The organism is Streptomyces sp. SID4985 (assembly GCF_009863025.1).
In the GTDB taxonomy this organism is placed as follows: Bacteria; Actinomycetota; Actinomycetes; order Streptomycetales; family Streptomycetaceae; genus Streptomyces.
On sequence record NZ_WWIR01000168.1, the window covers coordinates 1 to 4,900 of the forward strand.

5 protein-coding genes are annotated in these 4,900 nt (G+C 73.6%); 3 read left to right on the forward strand and 2 right to left on the reverse strand.

What is annotated here, in order from left to right; translation table 11 throughout:
* Positions 1-495, reverse strand: a 495-nt coding sequence (locus GTW40_RS06785; protein ID WP_161179250.1) for an FAD-dependent oxidoreductase, incomplete at its 3' end; no start/stop codon positions are given.
* A complete protein-coding gene (locus tag GTW40_RS06790) occupies positions 492-1,091 on the reverse strand; it encodes a TetR/AcrR family transcriptional regulator (protein WP_161179251.1) in 600 nt (199 codons plus the stop codon). The genes GTW40_RS06790 and GTW40_RS06785, both read right to left, overlap by 4 nt.
* A gap of 104 nt (positions 1,092-1,195) precedes the next feature.
* Between GTW40_RS06790 and GTW40_RS06795 the strand changes: the two genes are divergently transcribed.
* The 3 genes from GTW40_RS06795 to GTW40_RS06805 all read left to right on the forward strand — a co-directional run.
* Positions 1,196-2,779, forward strand: a complete 1,584-nt coding sequence (locus tag GTW40_RS06795; protein WP_161179254.1) for an FAD-binding oxidoreductase — start codon at positions 1,196-1,198, stop codon at positions 2,777-2,779.
* 40 nt (positions 2,780-2,819) lie between these two features.
* Positions 2,820-3,701 carry a YegS/Rv2252/BmrU family lipid kinase gene (locus GTW40_RS06800; protein ID WP_161179252.1) on the forward strand — a complete coding sequence of 294 codons (882 nt, stop codon included), beginning with the start codon at positions 2,820-2,822 and terminating at the stop codon, positions 3,699-3,701.
* A 96-nt stretch (positions 3,702-3,797) separates the two neighbouring features.
* On the forward strand, positions 3,798-4,900 hold a 1,103-nt coding region (locus GTW40_RS06805; RefSeq protein WP_161179253.1), incomplete at its 3' end, for a glycosyltransferase.

Sequence of the window (4,900 nt, forward strand, 5' to 3'; positions counted from 1 at the left end):
CTCGGCCGCGGCGAGCCTGCGCGGCACGGGCAGCACCTGGCGCGGGGTGCGGGCGGCGAGGCGCAGCATGTCACCGGCGCGGAACCCGGCCCACGCCAGCGACGCCTGGCCGCGCGAGACCAGCGGGGTCAGCGGCAGCACGAAGGGCTGCGCGGCCACCAGATGCGGCGCCGTACGGGTCATCAGCACCCCGCGCTCCACCGCGCTCTCGTGCGCCACGTCGAACTGCCCGGCGGCCAGATAGCGCAGCCCGCCGTGGATCAGTTTGGAACTCCAGCGGGAGGTGCCGAACGCCAGGTCGTGCGCGTCGATCGCGACCACGCTGAGACCGCGCGCGGCCGCGTCCAGGGCGACCCCCGCGCCCGTCGCGCCGAGCCCGACGACCAGCAGGTCGGCCGTCGAACCGTCGGTGGCCGAAGCGAGTTCGCGGGTGCGCCGGGCGGCGTCGAGGGACGATCCCGGTGCCGCTTCGGCGGAGGCGTCCGTACGGCTCATGGCGTGAGGGTCCTCTCCAGAAGGATGCGCAGTTCGCCGAGCAGGGCCGCGGAGTCCAGCTCGGAGTCGTCCTCGTCGGTCATGGTGCGCAGCGACAGCGCGAAGGACTGCACGGTCAACAGCAGGGTGCGCGCCTGCCGTTCGGGATGCCCCCCGCGCACCGAGCCGTCGGCGTGGCCAGCGCGCAGCGCCTCCACGAGCAGGGCGAGCAGCGCCTGTTGGCTCGCGCCGCGCCGGTCGAGCACATAGGGGAGGAGTAGTTCGGGATCGACGTCGACGATCTTGCGGAAAAGGGGATGGGCGCGGAACTCGGCCACGCCGGTGGCCAGTCCGTCCACGATCCGCTCCCGCGCGCTGATGCCGGCCCGCTCCTCGGGCAGTACCCGGGTGGCGATCGCGAGCCATTCGCGGGTCATCAAGTCGCCCACCAGGGACCGGAGATCGGGCCGGCGCCGGTAGAGCGTCATCCGGGAGACCCCGGCGCGGCGGGCCACGTCGGCGAGGGTGGTACGGCGTACGCCGACGGCCAGGACGCAGTCGCGCACCGCGTCGAGCACGGGGTCGGCGTCCGAACTGTTGTGACGGATGGACGTCATGTGTCACAGTGTAACGCCCCGAGGGGTCCGGCGGACCCGGAGCCGTGTGATCCGCCGAGTGAACCGCCTTCCGTGTGAACCGAGTTGGTGAGGACGACCGTTCGATGGACATGCTGTGGAACGGCTGGGGCGACCCGGCCAAGGCGGCACCGCTGCCCGAGAACGTGACCGGCCTGCTGCGCGACCTGCTCGGCGTCCGGCCGCGCGCCACCGCCCCGCTCGCCCTCGCCGACCTCGATCTCCCCGGAACCCCGGCCGGCCCGGCCACGCTGAACGCCCTCGCGGACGCCGTCGGCGGCCCCGAACACGTGCGCACCGACGCCGAGTCCCGCATCCGGCACACACGCGGCAAGTCCACCCCCGACCTGCTGCGCATCCGCGCGGGCGACCTCGTGGACGTACCGCACGCCGTCGTCCTGCCCGGCTCGCACGAGCAGGTCCTCGCCGTGCTGCGGGCCTGCGCCGCGCACCGGCTCGCCGTCGTGCCGTACGGCGGCGGCACCAGTGTCGTCGGCGGACTCGCCCCGCAGCGAAGGGAGTTCATCGCCCTCGACCTGCGCCGTATGGACGGACTGCTCGACCTCGACCCGGTCTCCCGCACCGCCGTCCTCCAGCCCGGACTGCGCGGCCCCGAGGCCGAAGCCCTGCTCGCCGCGCGGGGGTTCACCCTCGGCCACTTCCCGCAGTCCTACGAGTGGGCCACCGTCGGCGGGTTCGCCGCCGCCCGCTCCAGCGGCCAGGCGTCCGCCGGATACGGCCGCTTCGACGAGATGGTCCTCGGCCTCACCCTCGCCACCCCCGAGGGCACGATCGAGACGGGCCGTGCGCCCCGCTCCGCCGCCGGACCCGACCTGCGCCAGCTGATCCTCGGCTCCGAGGGTGCCTTCGGCGTCATCACCTCCGTGACCGTGCGCGTCCGCCCGCTGCCCGAGCAACGGATGTACGAGGCATGGCGGTTCGCGTCCTTCGCGGAGGGCACCGCCGCGCTGCGCCGCCTCGCCCAGGACGGCCCCCGGCCCACAGTCCTCCGCCTGTCCGACGAGACCGAGACCCTGATCGGCCTCGCCCAGCCCGACAGCATCGGCAGCGCGACCGCTCAGGGCTGCCTCGCGGTCGCCGGGTACGAGGGCACCGAGGAGGACGTCGCGTCCCGTCGCGAGCGCGCCGCCGCCGTCCTGCGCGACTCCGGCGGCACCTTCGCGGGCGCCGAACCCGGCGAACGCTGGGCCCACGGCCGCTACTCGGCGCCCTATCTGCGCGACGCCCTGCTCGACGCCGGAGCCTTCGCCGAGACCCTGGAGACCGCCGCCTTCTGGTCGCGTATCCCGGAGCTGTACTCCGCCGTACGCACCGCGCTCACCGACACCCTCACCGGCGCGGGCACCCCACCGCTGGTCATGTGCCACGTCTCGCACGTCTACGAGAACGGCGCCTCCCTCTACTTCACCGTCGTCAGCGCCCAGGGCGAGGACCCGGTGGCCCACTGGACCCCCGCCAAGCACGCCGCCAACGAGGCGATCCTCGCCGCCGGGGGCACCATCTCCCACCACCACGGGGTCGGCACCGACCACCGCGACTGGTACGTGCGCGAGGCGGGCCCGCTCGCCGTCGACGCCCTGCGCGCCGTCAAGCACCGCCTCGACCCGGACGGCCTGCTCAACCCCGGCGTCCTGCTCCCCGCCGACTGACCGGCCCCGCCGACACCCATCCCGCCCCGGAGGCTCACCGATGCGCCAGTTCACCGCCGTGGTCAACCCGACCGCGGGCGGCTCCACCGGGGCCGCCACGCTCCTCGCGGTCGGCCGCCTGCTCCGCGAGGCGGGCGCCACCCTTGAGACCGAGTACAGCCACGGCCTCGGCCACGCCCGTGAACTCGCCCGTGCGGCGGGGGAGTCGGGCCGCGTCGTCCTCGCCGTCGGCGGCGACGGCATGGCGGGTGCCGTGGGCGGCGCCCTCAGCGGCACCGGCGCCCTCCTCGGGCTCATCCCCTCCGGACGCGGCAACGACTTCGTCCGCGCCCTCGGACAGCCCTCCGACCCCGCCGCCCTCGCCGAGGTCCTGCTGCACGCCGAGCCCCGGCTCGTCGACAGCATCGAGGTCGAGTCCGCCGTCCACCACCACACGGTCGTCCTCGGCAGCGTCTACGCCGGAGTGGACGCCCTCGCCAACCGGTACGCCAACAACGCCCGGCTGCTGCGCGGTTCGGCCTCCTACTACGCGGGCGGCCTGCGCGCCGTCGCCGGATGGCGCCCCGCCGACTTCCGCGTCACCATCGACGGAGTCCCCTACGAACACCGGGGCTTCACCGTCGTCGCCGCCAACTCCCGCTACTACGGCTCCGGTCGCGTCATAGCCCCCGGCGCCGAGATCGACGACGGCCTTCTGGACGTCGTGTTCATCCGCGAGGCACCCCGCACCCTCTTCTTCGCCCTCATGAACGACCTCAAGACCGGCACCCATGTGCGCCGCCCCGAGGTGAGTGTCGTACGCGGCCGGGAACTGCGCATCGAGGCCGGGCGACCGCTGCCCTACGGCGCCGACGGCGAGGTGGAGGCCACCCTGCCCGTCACCCTGCGCGTCCGCCCCCGCGACCTCGCCGTGCTCTGCTGACCGCTCGTACACCTGATCGACCAGCGTCGACGCCCACGAGCCGTGAACTGATAACGTCACGCAATCAACGGCCCGTCACCGAGGTCCCACACCAATATGAAGATCGCTTTCCTTCTGCACACCGCGTACGGAATCGGAGGGACGATCACCACGACATTCAATCTGGCCGCCGCCCTCGCCGAGCGGCACGACGTGGAGATCGTCTCCGTCCTGCGCGGCCGTGACAATCCACTCCTCACCCCGGACCCCCAGGTCCGGCTGCGGCCCCTGGTGGACCTGCGCACCGAACGCGACCACCCGCGGCACAAGGAACCGTCCCGGGTCTTCCCCACCGCCGAGTCGCGGTACGGCGAGTACAGCCGCCTCACCGACGAACGCATCGCCCGGTGCCTCGCGGACATCGACGCCGACGTGGTGATCGGCACCCGCCCCGGACTCAACGTGCACCTCGCCCTCCAGGCCCCCGACCGCGTCCTGCGCGTCGGACAGGAGCACCTCACCTGGGACCACCATTCGCCCCATCTGCGCACCGTCCTGCGCCGCGCCTACCGCCGCCTCGACCTGCTCACCACCGTCACCGAGGCCGACGCCCGCCTCTACCGGCGCCAGGCCCGGCTCGCCCGCGTTCCCGTCCAGGCCCTGCCCAACAGCGTGCCCGGCCCCGTACTGCCGCCCTCCGACGGCCGCGCCAAGCTGATCGTCGCCGCCGGACGGCTCGACCCGGTCAAGGGCTACGGCCTCCTCGTGCGGGCCTTCGCCAAGGTCGTCGCCGAACACCCCGACTGGCGCCTGCGCATCTACGGCAGGGGTGAGGAGCGGGACCGGCTGCACGGCCTCGTCCAGGAACTCGGCCTCAGCAACCACGTCCATCTGATGGGCGCCTTCGCCCCCATGGAGGGCGAGTGGGTCAAGGCGTCGATCGGGGCGGCCAGTTCGACCTTCGAATCGTTCGGCATGACCATCGTCGAGGCGATGCGCTGCGGACTCCCCGTCGTCAGCACCGACTGCCGCTACGGCCCCGGCGAGATCATCCAGGACGGCGTGGACGGCCGGCTCGTACCGCCCGGCGACCCCGACGCCTTCGGCGCCGCCCTGCTCGACCTCGTACGCGACGACGAACGCCGCCGCGCCATGGGCCGCGCCGCCGCCGAGAACGCCCGCCGCTACGACCCCCAGTCCGTGGTGGTCGAGGCCGAACG

Bases quoted from the DNA above. Each gene is read 5' to 3' on its own strand.
- GTW40_RS06800 (WP_161179252.1), top strand. From the start codon at position 2,820: ATGCGCCAGTTCACCGCCGTGGTCAACCCGACCGCGGGCGGCTCCACC.
- GTW40_RS06795 (WP_161179254.1), top strand. From the start codon at position 1,196: ATGGACATGCTGTGGAACGGCTGGGGCGACCCGGCCAAGGCGGCACCG.
- GTW40_RS06790 (WP_161179251.1), bottom strand. From the start codon at position 1,091: ATGACGTCCATCCGTCACAACAGTTCGGACGCCGACCCCGTGCTCGAC.